The sequence below is a fragment of the Pedococcus sp. P5_B7 genome (assembly GCF_054049895.1).
Window position 1 is genome coordinate 412,063 of record NZ_JBFULM010000002.1, and the last position, 16,513, is coordinate 428,575.

Annotated in this window: 16 protein-coding genes; 4 read left to right on the forward strand and 12 right to left on the reverse strand. The window is 69.7% G+C overall.

Annotation, left to right across the window (positions count from 1 at the left end):
* From ACXJKD_RS04775 to ACXJKD_RS04825, 11 genes are all read right to left on the reverse strand, one after another.
* The gene (locus tag ACXJKD_RS04775) at positions 1–357 is read right to left on the reverse strand and encodes a barstar family protein (RefSeq protein ID WP_457253284.1); all 357 of its coding nucleotides are present in this window, start codon (positions 355–357) and stop codon (positions 1–3) included.
* Entirely contained in the window at positions 354–830 is a 477-nt protein-coding gene (locus ACXJKD_RS04780) for a ribonuclease domain-containing protein (RefSeq protein WP_457253285.1), read from the reverse strand. Before ACXJKD_RS04780 ends, ACXJKD_RS04775 begins: the two co-directional genes overlap by 4 nt.
* Positions 831–892: 62 nt before the next feature.
* Positions 893–1,984, reverse strand: coding sequence for a DnaB-like helicase C-terminal domain-containing protein (locus tag ACXJKD_RS04785; protein WP_457253286.1), 1,092 nt, complete (start codon positions 1,982–1,984; stop codon positions 893–895).
* Between the two features lie 82 nt (positions 1,985–2,066).
* Positions 2,067–3,527 (reverse strand): NAD-dependent succinate-semialdehyde dehydrogenase, encoded by a 1,461-nt coding sequence (locus ACXJKD_RS04790; RefSeq protein ID WP_457253287.1) that lies wholly within the window; start codon positions 3,525–3,527, stop codon positions 2,067–2,069.
* On the reverse strand, positions 3,527–4,642 hold the full coding sequence (speB, locus tag ACXJKD_RS04795) for an agmatinase (protein ID WP_457253288.1): 1,116 nt from the start codon (positions 4,640–4,642) through the stop codon (positions 3,527–3,529). The genes ACXJKD_RS04790 and speB overlap by 1 nt, the downstream gene beginning before the upstream one ends.
* Before the next feature lie 34 nt (positions 4,643–4,676).
* A complete protein-coding gene (locus tag ACXJKD_RS04800) occupies positions 4,677–5,951 on the reverse strand; it encodes a saccharopine dehydrogenase family protein (protein ID WP_457253289.1) in 1,275 nt (424 codons plus the stop codon).
* Positions 5,952–5,956: 5 nt separating this feature from the next.
* Entirely contained in the window at positions 5,957–6,748 is a 792-nt protein-coding gene (locus ACXJKD_RS04805; protein ID WP_457254156.1) for an ABC transporter permease, read from the reverse strand.
* Positions 6,749–6,757: 9 nt separating this feature from the next.
* Positions 6,758–7,675 (reverse strand): ABC transporter permease, encoded by a 918-nt coding sequence (locus ACXJKD_RS04810; protein ID WP_457253290.1) that lies wholly within the window; start codon positions 7,673–7,675, stop codon positions 6,758–6,760.
* Positions 7,675–8,787 (reverse strand): ABC transporter ATP-binding protein, encoded by a 1,113-nt coding sequence (locus ACXJKD_RS04815; protein ID WP_457253291.1) that lies wholly within the window; start codon positions 8,785–8,787, stop codon positions 7,675–7,677. The genes ACXJKD_RS04810 and ACXJKD_RS04815 overlap by 1 nt, the downstream gene beginning before the upstream one ends.
* A complete protein-coding gene (locus ACXJKD_RS04820; RefSeq protein WP_457253292.1) occupies positions 8,787–10,010 on the reverse strand; it encodes a polyamine ABC transporter substrate-binding protein in 1,224 nt (407 codons plus the stop codon). Before ACXJKD_RS04820 ends, ACXJKD_RS04815 begins: the two co-directional genes overlap by 1 nt.
* Positions 10,011–10,120: 110 nt before the next feature.
* Positions 10,121–11,578 (reverse strand): gamma-aminobutyraldehyde dehydrogenase, encoded by a 1,458-nt coding sequence (locus ACXJKD_RS04825; protein ID WP_457253293.1) that lies wholly within the window; start codon positions 11,576–11,578, stop codon positions 10,121–10,123.
* A 174-nt stretch (positions 11,579–11,752) separates the two neighbouring features.
* Between ACXJKD_RS04825 and ACXJKD_RS04830 the strand changes: the two genes are divergently transcribed.
* The 4 genes from ACXJKD_RS04830 to ACXJKD_RS04845 are packed head-to-tail and all read left to right on the forward strand — an operon-like array spanning position 11,753 to position 15,493.
* Positions 11,753–12,238 carry an Lrp/AsnC family transcriptional regulator gene (locus ACXJKD_RS04830; RefSeq protein WP_457253294.1) on the forward strand — a complete coding sequence of 162 codons (486 nt, stop codon included), beginning with the start codon at positions 11,753–11,755 and terminating at the stop codon, positions 12,236–12,238.
* The gene (locus ACXJKD_RS04835; RefSeq protein ID WP_457253295.1) at positions 12,235–13,671 is read left to right on the forward strand and encodes an aspartate aminotransferase family protein; all 1,437 of its coding nucleotides are present in this window, start codon (positions 12,235–12,237) and stop codon (positions 13,669–13,671) included. Before ACXJKD_RS04830 ends, ACXJKD_RS04835 begins: the two co-directional genes overlap by 4 nt.
* Before the next feature lie 16 nt (positions 13,672–13,687).
* Positions 13,688–15,076, forward strand: a complete 1,389-nt coding sequence (locus tag ACXJKD_RS04840) for an NAD(P)/FAD-dependent oxidoreductase (RefSeq protein ID WP_457253296.1) — start codon at positions 13,688–13,690, stop codon at positions 15,074–15,076.
* Positions 15,077–15,103: 27 nt separating this feature from the next.
* Positions 15,104–15,493, forward strand: coding sequence for a pyridoxamine 5'-phosphate oxidase family protein (locus ACXJKD_RS04845; RefSeq protein WP_457253297.1), 390 nt, complete (start codon positions 15,104–15,106; stop codon positions 15,491–15,493).
* Positions 15,494–15,509: 16 nt separating this feature from the next.
* Here the strand turns inward: ACXJKD_RS04845 and ACXJKD_RS04850 are convergent, their stop codons facing one another.
* Positions 15,510–16,508, reverse strand: a complete 999-nt coding sequence (locus tag ACXJKD_RS04850) for an aminoglycoside phosphotransferase family protein (protein ID WP_457253298.1) — start codon at positions 16,506–16,508, stop codon at positions 15,510–15,512.
* Positions 16,509–16,513: the final 5 nt, after the last annotated feature.

The following is a 16,513-nucleotide window of genomic DNA, read 5'->3' on the forward strand; positions in this document are numbered from 1 at the left end:
TCAGCGGTCGAGGACGGTCACGGCGAACGTGTCGTGGTCGTTGCTCACTTCGTCCAGGACGCTCGTGATGTCCGCGTAGCCCTCGGGATGGTCGCGTCGCAGCTGCGCCACGCCGTCCCAGACGAGGTGGCGCGTGCGGCCGTCCTCGTGCGGCTCCTCGGCGTAGTCGTGCAGGCAGTCGGCGAGCGCATCGAGGTTGCGACCGAACCAGTCGGGGAAGTCCAACACCTCGGCGAACAGGTCAATGCTCTCCGCCTTGGTCGACCCGGCGGGCACCACCGACACCTCTCCCCCCTCGCGCTGGGCCTCACGCACCACCTCGGCGATGGCCACCTCGGGCCCCAGGACACGGATCACGGGCCACCTCCCTCCATCACGATGACGCGAAACGACGCATAGTGGTCAGGGGTCCAATAGAGCTCGCCGCCGTCGCCGGTGATGATCCTCCTGGCGCCACGGTCGTCCTCGCCGGGCGTGGGCACGGTGTACTCGTGGTAGTACCCGCCCGCCTTGCGCGGCAAGAGGCGCTCACGGTTCTGGAAGACGACTCCGTCCCTGGCGTAGGGGTACGGGCCGCCGTCCGCGATCAGGTCGAGGGTCCGCTGCGCCTCCTGCGGGAGCTCGGCCAGCTGCACCGTGGGCAGGCCGCTGTCGTCCTTCGGGGCGGAGCCTGCCGCGGAGGGCGCGGACCTGGCGGAGGAGCCTCCTGCGGCGCGCTCCTCGAGCTGGCCGTCGGAGCCGTGGCCGGCCCACCACCACACCACCAGCACGACCGCGACGGCGAGCAGGGCCACCGCGAGCCTGGCGGTCCTGCGCTGGTCAGCGGGCATGGGGTCGACCCTAGGGGGGCGTTCGCGGCCCCGCACCCGGCAGAGGTCCTACTGCCGTGGGGTTACTGCTGGAAGACGCGCTCCTCGATGAGCTGCTCCTCGACGACGCGGCCCTCGGGCTCGAAGCGGCCTTGCTCGAACCGCTTCTGGAACTCCAGCTCGAGGTGGTCGGCGCCGTTGCGGTTCTTCTCGATCGACATGACGACCCAGTGGCGGAACCGCTCGGCGTTGCCGAGGTGGTAGACGAGGTGGTGCTTCGCGACGATGTCGTACTTGTCGTTGAGGATCAGCACGACGTCGGCCTCGTAGGCCAGCGCGGAGGAACCGCGCAGGTCGTTGACCCGCATGCGGCGACCGGCGACCAGGCTGGACTTGTCGGCGGCGACGATGGCGACCACCGGCACGCCGAGCTCGAGCGACATGTCCTTGAGCCGTTCGACGACGACCGAGATGCGGTCCTCCTCGTTGGTCACGCCCGGCACGGGGACCTTCTGGAGGTAGTCCACCAGCACGAGCGGTGGGCGACCGTCGGACTCGACCACCTCGGCGACCGCCGCGCGGATCGCGTCGATCGTGGTGTGCATGCCGCTGGAGGTGTGCACGTGCAGCCGCTGCGCGTAGCCCTCGAGCGCCTCGACGGCCTCGGCGCCCCCGACGGTGTCGGCGAAGCGTTCGCGCATCGACCGCGCGCGGCTGTGCCGGGCCTCGAAGCCCGCGCGAATCTTGGTGAGCCCGACGCCCTCGATGCCCTTGATGGCGCCGGCCTCGATGGCGATGAGCCGCTCGAGGATGCTGTGGGCGTCGTGCTCGTAGGTGAACAACACCGCACTGCGGTTGGCGGCCACCGTGTTGCGCAGCATCTGCAGGGCCATCGCGGTCTTGCCGAGACCCTGCGGTCCGCCGATCAGCACGAGCTCACCCGAGCGGAAGCCACCGGTCAGCGCGAGGTCGAGGGCCTCGAAGCCGGTCGGCCAGACCCGTGCCCCGGCCGTCTCACCCAGGCGGAGCTTCTCGTCGGTCTCGACGAGCACGTCGCTGAGGGAGCGCAACCGCCCGACGTTGCGCGAGTGCGAAGCGAAGTCCTCGGATTCGGACGCGGGGTCAGGCGACAAGCTGCCCGCGACCGACAGGACGGGGGCCGGGTCCGTGGTCATGTGACCGATTCAACAACCCCACGGCCCCCGTTGGGGGAGTTTGACGTGGTTGGCATCCGAACGGATGACATTTGTCTCGCCGTTACGGGGCAATTCCGACATAGGTCGTCTCGAGGTACTCGTCAATCCCCTCGAAGCCGCCCTCCCGGCCGAAGCCAGAGGCCTTCACCCCACCGAACGGAGCGGCCGGGTTGGAGATGATCCCCTGGTTGATGCCGATCATCCCGTACTCGAGTGCCTCGCTGACCCGGATCACCCGGCCCAGGTCGTTGGTGAAGACGTAGGAAGCCAGGCCGAACTCGGTGCTGTTGGCCTTGGTGATCGCCTCGGCCTCGGTGCGGAAGGTCGTGATCGGTGCCACCGGCCCGAAGATCTCCTCGCTCATCATGCGGGCACTCATCGGGACCCCGGTGATCACGGTGGGCTCGAAGAAGTAGCCGCGCCCCTTGACCTGTCCACCGCCGGTGACGACGGTGCCGCCCTTGGCCTTGGCGTCCTCCACGAGCTCGGTCACCCCGTCGCGCGCCTTGGCGTCGATGAGCGGGCCGACGTCGACCCCCTTCTTGGTGCCCTTGCCGATGGTGAGACCAGACATCCGGGCGGCGAACTTCTTCGCGAACTGCTCGGCGATGCTCTCGTGCACGAAGAACCGGTTGGCCGCCGTGCAGGCCTCACCGATGTTGCGCATCTTGGCCAGCATCGCCCCGTCGACGGCGCGGTCGAGGTCGGCGTCCTCGAACACGATGAAGGGCGCGTTGCCGCCGAGCTCCATCGAGACGCGCAGCAGCTGCTCGGCCGACTGCTCCACGAGCTTGCGACCGATCCCCGTGGACCCGGTGAAGGTGAGCTTGCGCAGCCGCGGGTCGCGGATGAGCGGCTCCATCACGTCTCCGGTGTGGGACGTGGTGATGACGTTCAGCACACCGGCGGGCAGGCCGCACTCGCGCAGCAGCTCGGCGAGGGCGAGCATCGTCAGCGGGGTCTGGCTGGCGGGCTTGACGACCATGGTGCAGCCGGCGGCGATGGCCGGGCCGATCTTGCGGGTGCCCATGGCCAGGGGGAAGTTCCACGGGGTGATCATCAGCGTCGGACCGACCGGCTTCTTCATCGTCATCAGCCGGGTCGCGCCGTTGGGTGCGGTGGACCACCGGCCGTGGATACGCACGGCCTCCTCGGAGAACCAGCGGAAGAACTCCGCGCCGTAGGTCACCTCGCCGCGCGACTCGGCCAGGGTCTTGCCCATCTCCAGGGTCATCAGCGTGGCGAAGTCCTCGGCCCGCTCGGTGATCAGCTCGAAGGCCGCCCGGAGGATCTCGCCGCGGTCGCGCGGCGCCGTCGCCGCCCACGCTGCCTGCGCACCGGCTGCCGAGTCGAGGGCGGCCTTGCCGTCCGCGACGCTCGCGTCGGCCACGTGGGCCAGGGTGCTCCCGTTCGAGGGGTCCTCGACCGCGAGCGTGGCACCGCCGGTGGCGTCACGCCACGCGCCGCCGATGAGCAGGCCCTTGGGGACCGAGTCGATGAGGGACTTCTGCGTGGTGGCCATCAGCCCTGTTCCTCCGGTGTGTGGTCGTGCGACTGATCGGGTGCCTGGTCATGGGTCTGGTGGGTGTGCTGGTGCGGGATGTGGCCCTGCGGGATGGCGCCGTTGCGCCCCGACAGCAGTGGCTGGGACGGGTCCCAACGGGTGCCGTCGCGCTCGTCCTGGCGCTTGCGGGCGATCGCCGAGAGCGCCTCGAGGACCACGCGGTTCGCGAGGGCGGCGGTGATGTCGGCGTGGTCGTAGGGCGGGCTGACCTCGACGACGTCCACACCCACCACCGGCAGCTCCAGGCAGATCCGCCGGACGGCGTCGAGGAGCTGTCGGGCCGACAGGCCACCCGGCTCCGGGGTGCCCGTGCCGGGTGCGTGCCCGGGGTCGCACACGTCGATGTCCACCGAGAGGAAGACGCCCTCGCACTCGTCGGTGGCGATCGTGAAGGCCTCGGTCAGCACCTCGTCCAGCCCACGGTGCACGATCTCGGTCATCTCGAACGACCGCATCTGCTGGCCGGCCATCCAGTCGAGGGTCTCGGGCGGTGGCCAATAGCCGCGCAGCCCGATCTGGAGGAACCGGTCGCCGCGCAGGGCCCCCGACTCGATCAGCCGACGCATGGGCTGGCCGTGCCCCCACAGTGACCCGAACTCGATGTCCCCGGTGTCGGCGTGGGCGTCGAAGTGGATCATCGACACCCGTCCGTGGCCGAGCACGTTGGCGACTCCCTTGGCGTCCGGGAAGGCGATCGAGTGGTCACCTCCGAGCACCACCGGTATGGCGCCCGCGCGCGTCACGCGCTCGACGGCGGCCTCGAGCTTCGGCAGGGACCGCTCGATGTCGCCGGAGTACATCTCGACGTCGCCCGCGTCGACCACCCTGAGGTCGACGAGGCCATCGGTGCGCAGCGCCAGCGACGGTCGCGAGCCGTCGTGCGGCAGGTAGTCGGTCATCCGGATCGCCTGGGGACCGAAGCGCGTGCCCGGCCGGTGGGAGGTGCCCCCGTCGAACGGCGCGCCGAGGATGACGACGTCGGCACCGGCATACGTGGCCTCGTCGTCGAGGTCGCAGCGGTCCACGCCGAGGAAGGTGAAGTCCGGGCCGTACTGCTGGCCGTATCTCGTCATGGAACCAACCTAGTCCCGTTGCGGGCCATAGGAATCAGCGGTCTTCCAGGCCCCAGGGCGAGCCGTAGCCCTGCGGCTTCGGGGCCGCGAGCAGGTCGAGGAAAGGCTGCGCGTCGAACGCCTCCGGACCCAGCACGCCACGACCACTCCAGGCACCCGTCGCCACGAGCTCGAGGGCGACGACGGGGTTGACCGCGGTCTGCCACACGACGCACTGCGCGCCGTACTCCGCCATGGTCTCCTCGTTGTCGGAGACGTGGAAGAGATAGGTCTGACGCGGCTTCCCGTCCTTGCCGGTGCCCGTGACGAAGACGCCGGCACAGGTCTTGCCCTTCATCCGCGGCCCGATGGTGGCCGGGTCGGGCAGGACGGCCGCGACGACATCACGAGGTGACACCTCGACGCCCTTGACCCGCACCGGGTCCGTGCCGTCGAGGCCGAGCGTGTGGAGGGTGCGCAGGATGGTGATCAGCTCGTCGCCGAGGCCGTACTTGAAGGTGACCCGCTCGGCGTCCAGCCACCGCGGCATGAGCAGCACCTCCTCGTGCTCGACGTGCACGCACTCCACCGGGCCGATGCCCTCCGGGAACTCGAACACCTCGGGCTCGCTGAAGGCGGGCAGCGTGAAGAAGCCCGACTCGAGCCCTCCCCCGGCGGTGGCCCGGGACTTCTCCCACACCACGGGCGGGTTGAGGCACTCCTCGATGATGGTCCACATCGAGAACCCCGGTGCGAAGGTCTCGTTGCCCTCCTCGTCGAAGACGGCGAGGTTGGCGCCGTCCCGGGTGCCGAGCTCGTCGATGCTCGAGAACAGGTGGTCCGCGGCGTAGCGGGCGAACACGTCGGAGAGCCCGGGCTCGACACCCATGCCGAGCAGGGCCAGCTGGCCGGACTCCTCCCACTCCGAGGCCATCGCGAACTGCTCGTCGCCGAGCTTCACCCCGACCTTGGCGTAGGGCTCGTCGGGGTGGCGCCGCGAGAGGCTCATCGCCATGTCGAGGTAGCCCGCGCCCGCGGCCAGGGCGCCACGGAAGATCGGCATGACGAACCGTGGGTCCACGGCGTTGAACACGTGGGTCGACCGGTGCTCCCGCGCCAGTGCCGCGACCGCCTCCTCGTCGGACGCGTCGACCTGCGCCGCCACGAACCGCTGCTCGCCGTCCCGGCGGGCAGTCGCCGCAGCGACCGTCGCCTGTGCGCGGCCGAGGTCGTAGTCGGTCACGACCCACTGCTCGAAGAAGTCGCGCTCGACGGCGATGCGCGCGGCAGCGTCGCCGACGCCACCGGCGCCGATCATGAGGATGCGCACGGGTATCAGACCGCTTTCTGTCGTCGGTTGCTGAGGACCTGGCCGGCGATCACGAAGAGGAGGGCCGCGAGGAACACGACCGTGCCGATCACGTTGACCTGCACCGGGACACCGCGCTGGGCGGCCCCCCAGACGAACATGGGGAAGGTGATCGAGCTGGGTGAGGCGTTGAAGTTGGTGATGATGTAGTCGTCGAAGCTCAGCGAGAAGGCCAACAGCGCCCCGGCCGCGATGCCGGGAGCCGCCAGCGGCAACGTCACCCTGAGGAACGTCTGGGCCGGGGTCGCACCCAGGTCGGCCGCCGCCTCCTCCAGGCGCGGGTCCAGCGTCGCCACCCGCGCCTTGACCGCCACCACGACGAACGAGACGCAGAACATGATGTGGGCGATGAGGATCGCGAGCCCGCCGGACGGGATGCCCAGCATGAGGAAGAGCGTGAGCAGGCTGGACCCCATCACCACCTCGGGGGTGGCCATGGGTACGAAGATCAGCAGGTTCGTCGCCGCACGCCCGCGGAACTGGTAGCGGCCGAGCGCGAGGGCCACCATCGTGCCGAGCACCGTGGCGACCAGCGAGGCGGTCACGCCGATCCGCAGGCTCAGCCCCAGCGACTCGCAGATCCCCGGCGACCCGCACGGGTGCGCCCAGGCGTCGGTCGAGAACCGGGCCCAGTTGTAGTTGAACTTGCCGACCGGGTCGTTGAACGAGAACACGGCCACCACGACGTTGGGCACGAGCAGCAGCGCCAGGACGGCCAGGGCCGCGAAGGCCAGCAGGTGTCGGCGGATCCAGGACAGCACGGCCACTCAGACCAGCTCCTCGGTGCCGGCCTTGCGCACGTAGAACGTCACGAGGACGATGATCATGGTCAGCAGGATGAACGACAGCGCCGCCGCGAGCGGGTAGTCGAGCACTCGCAGGAACTGGCTGTCGATGACCTGTCCGATCATCACGGTCTCGGTGTTCCCGAGCAGCCTCGAGTTGATGAAGTCGCCCGAGGCAGGGATGAAGGTGAGCAGCGTGCCGGCGACCACCCCCGGCAGGGACAGCGGCCACGTGACCCGCCGGAACGCCTCGCGCGGTGAGGCGTAGAGGTCGCCGGCCGCTTCGACCAGGCGCGGGTCGAGGCGCTCCAGGGAGGCGTAGAGCGGCAGGATCATGAACGGCAGGAAGTTGTAGGTCAGGCCGCAGATCACCGCGAACTTCGACGCGAGCAAGGTGTCGTTGGAGGTCAGGCCGACCGCCTGGAGCAGGCCCGTGAACCCGATCGACTGAGCGAATGCCACCACCGGTCCGTCGTCGGAGAGGATGTTGCGCCAGGCGAGCGTGCGGATGAGGAAGCTGGTGAAGAACGGCGCGATGACGAGGATGAGGAGGATGTTCTTCCAGCGTCCGGCCTTCTGCGCCATGAAGTACGCGAGCGGGTAACCGAGGAGCAGCGCCAGCACCGTGGCGGTCCCGGCGTAGCCGACCGAGCGCAGGAGGTGCGGCCAGTACCGCTGGACCGCGTCGGCGTAGATCGACACGTTCCCCGTGAAGACGTAGCCGTCGTCGATGTTGCCTTCCTGCAGCGACTGCGAGCCCAGCGTGACCATCGGCACGACGAAGAACACGACGAGCCACAGCAGCCCGGGAGCGAGCAGCGCGTAGGGGACCCATCGCCCGCGGCGGACCGGCTTGCGGACCGGCGCACCCGTGCCGACGACGGCAGCGCCCTCGGCCACTAGCTCTCCTCCTCGACGCCGGCGTCCGCCGCTTGGGCGGCGTCGAGGGCGAAGCCGTGCTCGGCGGCCCACGACAGGGTGACGTCCTCGCCGGGGCGCGCGCGGTCGGAGCCGTCGTTCTGCTGGACCACCGTGAGCTCGCGGCCCCACGGCATGCGGACCAGGTACTGCGTGGCCACGCCCGTGAAGGACACGTCGGTCACGGTGCCGCGGAGCCGGTTCGGACCACCGTGCTCGCCCAGCCGCAGCTTCTCGGGGCGCACACCGAGCCAGACCTCCTTGGCGTTGCCAGGCAGGTGGTCGGCCGCGACCGTCAGCGCAGTGTCGTATGCCGTGACCGGCACCTCGCCGTTCTGGGCCGGACCGGACACCGTCGCCTTGAGCAGGTTCGACTGCCCGAGGAAGTTGGCCACGAAGGTGGACGCGGGGCGTTCGTACAGGGTGGCCGGGTCACCCAGCTGCTCGATCCGCCCGGCGTTCATCACCGCGATGGTGTCGGCCATGGTCATGGCCTCCTCCTGGTCGTGGGTGACGTGGATGAAGGTCAGCCCGACCTCCTGCTGGATGCGTTTGAGCTCGATCTGCATCTGGCGTCGCAGCTTGAGGTCGAGGGCCCCGAGCGGCTCGTCGAGCAGGAGCACGTCGGGCCGGTTCACGACGGCCCGGGCCAGGGCCACACGCTGCTGCATCCCGCCGGACAGCTGCGCCGGCCTCTTGTTCGCGACCTCGCTCAGCTGGACCAGCTCCAGCGCCTCCTTGGCCTTGGCCGCGGCGTTCCGGTCGCCCCGACGACGGAGCCCGAACTCGACGTTCTGGAGCACGTTCATGTGCGGGAAGAGGGCGTAGGACTGGAACACCGTGTTGACGTTGCGCTGGTGGGCCTTGGTGTCCGTGATCTCGGTGTCCCCGATGTGGATCCGACCCGCCGTGGGCTGCTCGAGGCCGGCCACCATCCGCAGCGTGGTCGTCTTGCCGCACCCGGACGGTCCGAGCAGGGCGAAGAACGAGCCCTGCGGGATGACGAGGTCCATCGGGTGCACCGCGGTGAAGGTGTCGAACTCCTTGGTCAGACCTGAGAGCTTCAGGTCTCCCGAGGTCTGCGTCGCCGCCATCAGCCCGTCGCCAGGTTGGTGAACAGGCGGGTGAACTCGGACTCCTCCTTGGAGGTGAGGTCGCGGAACTTCTTCGCCTTTGCGAGGGTCTCGGTGGAGGGGAAGATGAGCTGGTTCGCGGCCAGGTCCTTGTCGATGGCTGCCACCGCGTCCTTGGTGCCCGCGACAGGGGCGATGTAGTTGACCCAGGCCTCGACCTCCGCCATCACCTTCGGGTCGTAGTAGTAGTTGATGAGCTTCTCGGCGTTCTTCTTGTGCTTGGCCATGGCGGGGATGACGAAGTTGTCGGACCACAGCGTGTACCCGGCCTCGGGCAGGGTGAGCTCCAGCTCCGGTGCGTCGAGGCTGAGCGACGCCACGTCACCCGACCAGGCGACGCACGCGGCGATGTCGCCGGCGCTCAGCCCGTCGGTGTAGTCGTTGCCGGTGAACTTCTGGATCTGGCCGGCGTCCTTGGCCTTCTGGATCATGGCGATGGCAGCCTTGAAGTCAGCGTCGGTGAAGTTCGACGGGTCCTTGCCCTGGTCGAGCAGCACCAGGCCAACCGTGTCGCGCATCTCGGACAGCAGCGTCACCTTTCCCTTCAACGCCGGGTCGGTCAGCAGCTGGGTGATCGTGGTGACCTTCTTGCCACCAGTCGCCTTGGTGTTGTAGCCGATGCAGGCAAACCCAGCCTGCCAGGGCAGCGAGTACTTGCGACCCGGATCGAACGACACGTCCTGGAACGCCGCCTCGAGGTTCTGGGCGTTGGGGATGTTGGCCTTGTCCAGAGGCTGCACGTAGCCCTGGCGGATGAGCCGGGCCACCATCCAGTCGGTGGAGCACCAGACATCGCGACCGGTGTCCTGTCCACCGGCGAGCAGTGGACGCACCTTCGCGTAGAACTCGTCGTTGTCGTTGTAGTCCTCGGTGTAGTTGACCTTGATCCCGGTCGCCTTCGTGAACGCATCGAGGGTCGGGCGGCTCTTCTCGTCGTCGGAGACGTCGATGTACTGCTGCCAGTTCGACCAGTTGACGAGCTTCTCGGTGTCGGACATGTCCTGGGCGGCCTTGGCCGTCGGCGTGACCGAGCCAGTCGTGCTCGCCGAGGGACTGCGTCCCTTCGATCCGCAGGCAGCCAGTGCCGTCACACCCAGCCCGGCAACGCCGGTCATCAGGGTGCGGCGGCTGAGCGCGCCGCGGATGAAGGCGGCCTGCATGGGGGTCGGGGTCTTGTCGTTCATGGGGGCTCCTGCGGGTGAGAGTGGAATTCTCGGAGAAGTCCGGGTCAGGGTTTCCCGGGTTCTGGGGGGTGGGCCGCCGGCGGCGCTGTCAGCGGCCTCAGGTGGTCGGTCTAGCTGTCGATGTTGGCCATGACGTGCTTGATGCGGGTGTAGTCCTCGAAGCCGTACATGGACAGGTCCTTGCCGTAGCCGGACTTCTTGAACCCGCCGTGGGGCATCTCGGCGACGATCGGGATGTGCGTGTTGATCCAGACGCAGCCGAAGTCGAGGGCCTTGGAGACCCTCATCGCGCGGCCGAAGTCCTTGGTCCAGACACTGGAGGCGAGGCCGTAGTCGACACCGTTCGCCCAGGCGATCGCCTCGGCCTCGTCGGTGAACCGCTGCACGGTGATGACGGGCCCGAAGATCTCGTCCTGGATCGCCTCGTCGTCCTGCTTCAGGCCGGACAGCACGGTGGGCTCGAGGAAGAACCCGTCGCCCAGGGCGTCGAGCCGGTGGCCGCCGGCGGCGATCGAGGCGTGGTCGGGGAGGCGGGACAGGAAGCCCTGGACCCGCTCGAGCTGGTTGCGGTTGTTGACCGGGCCGAGGAGTGCGTCCTCGTCGTCGGGCAGGCCGACCTTCGCCGAGTTCTTGGCGTACTCGCCGAGGGCGGCGACGAAGTCGTCGTGGATGTGGGGGGCTGCCAGCACCCGCGTCGCGGCGGTGCAGTCCTGGCCGGCGTTGAAGTAGCCGGCGACCGCGATGCCCTCGACGGCGGCCTCGATGTCGGCGTCGTCGAACACGATGACCGGCGCCTTGCCACCGAGCTCGAGGTGGACCCGCTTGAGGTCCCGGCTGGCACTCTCGGCCACCTGCATGCCGGCCCGGACGGAGCCGGTGATGGCGACCAGTGCCGGCGTCTTGTGCTCGACGACCGCGCGACCGGTGTCGCGGTCGCCGGTGACGACGTTGAACGTGCCCGGCGGCATGAACTCCGAGGCGATCTCGGCCAGCAGCAGGGTCGTCTCGGGCGTGGTGTCCGACGGCTTGAGGACGATCGTGTTGCCCGCGGCCAGGGCGGGGCCGATCTTCCACACCGCCATCATCATCGGGTAGTTCCAGGGGGTCACCTGACCCACGACGCCGATCGGCTCACGCCGGACCCAGCTCGTGTGTCCCTTCATGTACTCCCCCGCCGCCCGACCCTCGAGCACGCGGGCTGCGCCGGCGAAGAACCGGATCTGGTCCACCATCGGCGGGACCTCTTCGGACGCCGTGAGGGCCCACGGCTTGCCGGTGTTCTCGGCCTCGAGCTTGACGAAGTCGTCGGCCCGCTTCTCGATCGCGTCCGCGAACTTCAGCAGGGCCTGCTGGCGCTCGCTCGGGGTGGTCTGTCCCCACTCGGCGAACGCCTTGCTGGCCGAGGAGTAGGCGGCGTCGACGTCGGCCGCGGTGGAGACCGGGGCCTTGGCGACGACCTGGGCGGTGACGGGGCTGACGAGGTCGGTGGTCGCATCGGTCTGCGCCTCGACGTACTCGCCGTTGATGAAGTTGCGCAGGACGCGGGGGGCCGCGGACGTGGCAGTCACTGATGTGCTCCAATGCGGATCGGGTACTGATTCCGGTGCCTTCGCACTGTAGCCGCCCGACGATGGATTTCAATAGGTTGCGGCTGTCAAGATACGGAAAACGTTGTCGAATGCCGCCGAGTGCGACTGATTCCGTCGTGTGGGGACTTGCTTTATCGGCATCTGGGGACCACCATGACCAGCGTGACCCGACTCCCCAGCACCAGCGCCGATGTGCGCCTCGACGACGTGTCGAAGGCCATCATCGAGCAGCTGCAGGAGGACGGTCGGCAGTCCTACGCCACCATCGCCAAGCGGGTGGGGCTGTCCGAGGCGGCGGTGCGCCAGCGGGTGCAGCGGCTCCTCGACCAGGAGGTCATGCAGATCGTCGCCGTCACCGACCCGTTGCAGGTGGGGTTCCGCCGGCAGGCCATGATCGGCATCCGCGTCGACGGAGACCTCCTGCCGGTGGGTGACGCCCTCACGGCGATGTCGGAGGTGTCCTACGTCGTCACGACGGCGGGGTCCTTCGACCTGCTGGCCGAGGTCGTCTGCGAGGACGACGCCGAGCTGCTCGACCTGCTCACGCGTCGCATCCGCATCCTTCCCGGGGTGCAGACCACCGAGACGTTCGTCTACCTGAAACTCAACAAGCAGCACTACAACTGGGGTACTCGATGACCACTGACCTGTCCATCTTCGAACCGTCCAGCGACACCCACACACCGCTGGGCACGCTGCACAGCGAGGCCGCCAGAGACCACCTGTGGATGCACTTCACGCGCCACTCGGTCTTCGAGGACCGCAGCGAGGGCGGCCTGGGCCACAGCGTTCCGATCATCACCCGCGGCCAGGGCCACAAGATCTGGGACGACCGCGGCAACGAGTACATCGACGGCCTCTCCGGGCTGTTCGTCGTCCAGGTCGGCCACGGGCGCGAGGAGCTCGCGGAGGCGGCCGCGAAGCAGGCGAAGGAGCTCGCGTTCTTCCCGCTGTGGTCCTACGCCCACCCGCGCGCCATCGAGCTCGCCGAGCGTCTGGCCGCCGGCGCCCCCGGCGACCTCAACCGCGTGTTCTTCACGACCGGTGGCGGCGAGGCGGTCGAGAGCGCCTGGAAGCTCGCCAAGCAGTACTTCAAGCTCACCGGCAAGCCCACCAAGCACAAGGTGATCAGCCGTGCAGTGGCCTACCACGGCACCCCGCAGGGAGCCCTGTCGATCACCGGCATCCCGGCCGCCAAGGAGATGTTCGAGCCGCTGGTCCCGGGCGCCTTCAAGGTCCCGAACACCAACTCCTACCGCGCCCCCGAGCACCTGCGCGACGACGACAAGGCCTTCGGTCGTTGGGCCGCAGACCGGATCGCCGAGGCCATCGAGTTCGAAGGCCCCGACACCGTGGCTGCGGTCTTCCTCGAGCCGGTGCAGAACTCCGGCGGCTGCTTCCCCCCACCGCCCGGGTACTTCGAGCGGGTTCGTGAGATCTGCGACGAGTACGACGTGCTGCTCGTGTCCGACGAGGTGATCTGCTCGTTCGGCCGGATCGGCTCGATGTTCGCCTGCGACGACTTCGGCTACGTGCCAGACATCATCACCTGCGCCAAGGGCATGACCTCCGGCTACTCCCCCATCGGCGCGATGATCGCCAGCGACCGGCTGTTCGAGCCGTTCAAGAAGGGGACGACCTACTTCCCGCACGGCTACACCTTCGGTGGCCACCCGGTCAGCGCGGCGGTGGCGATGGCCAACCTGGACATCTTCGAGCGCGAGGGCCTCAACCAGCACGTCAAGGACAACGCCCCGAACTTCCGGGCCACCCTGGAGAAGCTGCTCGACCTGCCGATCGTCGGCGACGTCCGTGGCGCCGGGTACTTCTACGGCATCGAGCTGGTCAAGGACAAGGAGACCCGCGAGACGTTCAACGACGCGGAGTGCGAACGGCTGCTGCGGGGCTACCTGTCCAAGGCGCTCTTCGATGCCGGCCTCTACTGCCGCGCCGACGACCGGGGCGACCCGGTGATCCAGCTCGCGCCGCCGCTGATCATCGGCCAGCCCGAGTTCGACGACATCGAGTCGCGGCTGCGGTCGGTCCTCACCGGCGCCGAGAAGCACCTCTGAGCCAGACCGTCACCCCGTGAGCCACCCGCTCTGGTGGGAGAGCCCGTATGCCGCGTCGCCGGCAGACGGGCTCTCCGCACCTGCACCGTCCGTTCGGTCGCACCCCGTCGTGCCCAGCAAGGCCGACGTCGTCATCGTCGGTGGCGGCTTCACCGGGCTGTGGACCGCTCACTACCTGCTCCTGGCTGACCCGGCCCTCGATGTCGTGGTGCTCGAGGCGGAGCACGTCGGCTTCGGCGCGAGCGGACGCAACGGTGGTTGGGTGTCGGCCCTCTGGCCGGTCGGCCCGCAGACCCTGGCCCGGCGCAGCGGCGCCGAGGCGGCCCGGGCGATGGTCGCCGAGCTGCAGAACACCGTCGACGAGGTAGGCAGGGCAACGGAATCCGCGGCGATCGACTGCGGATTCCGCAAGGGTGGGGCGATCGCGCTGGCCCGCTCACGAGCACAGGCAGCCAGGGCGCGCGCCGAGGTCGACGACGCCAGGGAGTGGGGCACGGGCACCTGCTGGCTCGACGCGGCCGAGGCCTCCGAACGGCTGGCCGCGAGCCGGGTCGAGGGCGCGACGTTCAGCCCGCACTGCGCCAGGATCCACCCGCGGCGGCTGGTCGACGGCCTCGCAGCCACCGTCAGGTCGCAGGGTGCCCAGGTCCACGAGGGTGTGCGGGTGCAGGCGATCGAGCCCGGCCGCGTCGTGCTCGAGGGCGGCGGACAGGTCACGGCTCCCCACGTCGTCCGGGCCACCGAGGCGTGGACCCCCACGCTGCCCGGCCAGCGCCGCACCGTCGCCCCGGTCTACTCGCTGATGGTGGCCACGGAGCCGTTGAGCGCTGAGCAGTGGTCGAGGATCGGGCTCGCGGAGCGGGAGGTCTTCAGCGACCACCGGCACGTCATCATCTACGGTCAGCGGACCGTCGACGACCGGCTCGCCTTCGGTGGACGAGGTGCGCCCTACCACTTCGGCTCCCGGATCAGGCCCGAGTTCGACCACGAGGCAACGGTTTTCGCTGATCTCCGCGCGACCCTCACCGACCTCCTCCCCCAGCTCGGCGACGTGGAGTTCACCCATGCGTGGGGCGGCCCCCTCGGCATCGCCCGCGACTGGCACCCCTCGGTCGGCCACGACCCCAGCACCGGGCTCGGGTGGGCCGGCGGCTACGTCGGTGACGGTGTCGCGGCCACCAACCTCGCGGGACGGACCTTGGCCGACCTGGTCATCGGCCGCTCGACGGCACTCACCCAGCTGCCCTGGGTGGGCCACCGCAGCCGGCGGTGGGAGCCCGAGCCCGCCCGGTGGGCGGGGATCAACGCCGGACTGCGGCTCGCGCACGCCGCCGACCGCGAGGAGGCGCGCACCGGTCGCCCGGCGCGGATCGCCGCACTCCTCGGGGCCCTGACCGGCCACTAGGACCGTTCACTAGGGAAGACTCGGTCCGTGTCGACCGCCCCCGCAGACCTGTCCCCCGCCGCCCTCGACTTCGTGACGGCCCGGCACCTGGCCACGCTGACCACGCTGCGCCCGGACGGGTCGCCCCACGTGGTGCCCGTCGGGTTCACCTGGGACCCCGAAGGGCTCGTGGTCCGGGTCATCACCAGCGGTCCCAGCCGCAAGGCGCGCAACGCCGCGTCGGGCGGGCGCGCGGTCGTGTGCCAGGTCGACGGCCGCCACTGGCTGTCCTTCGAGGGCACGGCCAGGGTGCTGACCGACCCGGACGCCGTGGCCGATGCCGTGCGCCGGTATGCCGCCCGCTACCGCGTACCGCGCGAGAACCCCCAGCGGGTGGTCGTCGAGATCGCCGTCGACCGGGTGCTCGGCAACGTCTGAGCCGGCGGCAGTCCGCTCAGGGACCGTGCTCGGGGTCCAGGGGTGGGAACGGCTCGTGGGCGAGCCGCAGGTAGTAGAGCGCCGAGTCCCCCCACTCGGCGAGCTCCTCCGGCTGCGCGCCCTCGATGGCGCCCAGCCAGGTGAACGAGCGGTTCACCGCATGGGTGACCATGGCTGGCGCCATCAGCGCCTCGAGAGCGGCGCGGTCGAGCAGGTCCGCCCACACCTGCGCGTAGGCGTCCAGCAGCTCTGGCCACGGGTGGTGGGTGACGCGGGTGGAGTAGCCGTAGGGCACCGCCAGCACCTCCAGCACGTGGGCCCACTGGGCATCGCCGAAGTCGAAGAAGCGCATGCTCCCGTCGACGACGAAGACGTTGCCCGGGTGGAGGTCGCCGTGCTGCAGGCTCGCCGGGAGCGGCGCGGCGAGCAGCGTCGCCACGGCCTCGGCGACGACCCCGGCCCGCTCCCTGAGCGAGTCGGCCTCATCGGCCGGCAGGTGCGACGGGTGGTCGGCCGGGAGCGCGGCGAGCTGGTCGACGAGCCAGGCGTACCGCGCCGGGACGGTGGCCGGGGAGCAGTCCGGCAGCCCGGCGCCGACCAGCAGGTCGCCGTGGTCGGCCACCTGGCGCTGCACCCGAGCGGACAGCGCCACGACGGCCTGCCACTCCGCCAGGCTCGCGTCGTGGCTGTCGCCGAGCGTGGTCCCACGGTCGGCGGTCATCATCCAGCCGCGGTCGGCCTCGATCGCCAGCGGAGCCTCCACCTCGCCGGCCTCGAGCTCGGCGAGCGCTCGGTGCACGGCGGGTTCATAGGCCGACGACGGACAGTTCGCCTTGAACCACACGGTGCCCTGGTCGCTCGGCACGACCAGCTGGGTCGACCACGGCCTGATCCGCCGTTGGATGACGTCGCCCGTCACGCGGCGGCCGACACCGGAGAGCTTGTCGCTGATCCACTGCGTCGCCTCGGCACGCCAGGCTTCCGTCGCCACCGTCCGCGAGAACAGGTCTGCCATGGCCC

Coding starts and splice junctions, on each gene's coding strand:
- ACXJKD_RS04780 (WP_457253285.1), bottom strand. CDS start 830: ATGCCCGCTGACCAGCGCAGGACCGCCAGGCTCGCGGTGGCCCTGCTC.
- ACXJKD_RS04785 (WP_457253286.1), bottom strand. CDS start 1,984: ATGACCACGGACCCGGCCCCCGTCCTGTCGGTCGCGGGCAGCTTGTCG.
- ACXJKD_RS04790 (WP_457253287.1), bottom strand. CDS start 3,527: ATGGCCACCACGCAGAAGTCCCTCATCGACTCGGTCCCCAAGGGCCTG.
- speB (WP_457253288.1), bottom strand. CDS start 4,642: ATGACGAGATACGGCCAGCAGTACGGCCCGGACTTCACCTTCCTCGGC.
- ACXJKD_RS04815 (WP_457253291.1), bottom strand. CDS start 8,787: ATGGCGGCGACGCAGACCTCGGGAGACCTGAAGCTCTCAGGTCTGACC.
- ACXJKD_RS04820 (WP_457253292.1), bottom strand. CDS start 10,010: ATGAACGACAAGACCCCGACCCCCATGCAGGCCGCCTTCATCCGCGGC.
- ACXJKD_RS04830 (WP_457253294.1), top strand. CDS start 11,753: ATGACCAGCGTGACCCGACTCCCCAGCACCAGCGCCGATGTGCGCCTC.
- ACXJKD_RS04835 (WP_457253295.1), top strand. CDS start 12,235: ATGACCACTGACCTGTCCATCTTCGAACCGTCCAGCGACACCCACACA.
- ACXJKD_RS04850 (WP_457253298.1), bottom strand. CDS start 16,508: ATGGCAGACCTGTTCTCGCGGACGGTGGCGACGGAAGCCTGGCGTGCC.